Source organism: Ruegeria sp. AP12 (genome assembly GCF_056540025.1).
Genome location: NZ_JBQFVZ010000222.1, coordinates 1 through 672, shown reverse-complemented (window position 1 = coordinate 672; position 672 = coordinate 1). Strand labels below are relative to the sequence as shown.

At 61.9% G+C, this 672-nt stretch carries 2 pseudogenes; both read right to left on the bottom strand.

Going from position 1 to position 672, the window contains the following annotated elements:
• Positions 1–411: pseudogene (locus tag ACR0E6_RS22415) on the bottom strand (cell division protein FtsQ/DivIB); the annotation flags it as partial.
• Positions 399–672: pseudogene (locus tag ACR0E6_RS22410) on the bottom strand (D-alanine--D-alanine ligase); the annotation flags it as partial. The pseudogenes ACR0E6_RS22410 and ACR0E6_RS22415, both read right to left, overlap by 13 nt.

The following is a 672-nucleotide window of genomic DNA, read 5'->3' as shown; positions in this document are numbered from 1 at the left end:
GTCAGACAGACCTGGGCCTGCACCATCAATGGCCATCAGATTGACCATGAATTCAGGACGCTCCTGAAGCGAGGTCCGGATGTCTGCGATATAGGTATTGAGCGCCTCGCGCCGCTCCTCGGACGCAAAGTAGAGCCCGACGGCCGCCGCAACAGCGCAGACAGGCACCCCCAGCTTGACGCCCATGCGGATGCCCGGCGTCAACATCCAACGCTGGAACCGGTAGCTGAGGCGCGACGGTGCCGGATCAGACCGACGCGCGGTGCGGTTGAACAGCTTCACCCCGCCCAAACGCAGAACAGGCTGCGTTTCATGGGATTCGGTATCGGCGGATTCGAAATCGGCATCTGGCCCGGCCAGAGGTTTGGCCCGATGGATCACTGGCGCGCGGGAGGCTCTTAGCGGTCGCATGAGGCGTCCTCCACCATCCAGGCACAGAGCTGTCCGAAACTCATCCCGCAGTGTTCTGCCTGTTCCGGCACCAGAGAGGTTGGCGTCATACCGGGCTGCGTGTTGGTTTCCAGCAGGAACAAACCATCCGCGCCCATAGTGTCGTCCCACCGGTAGTCGGTCCTGGTCACGCCGCGACAGCCCAAAGCGTTATGTGCTTTCAAAGCGTAGTCCGTGCAGCGGTCAAAGATATCCTGCGGGATGTCAGCGGGCAGCACATGC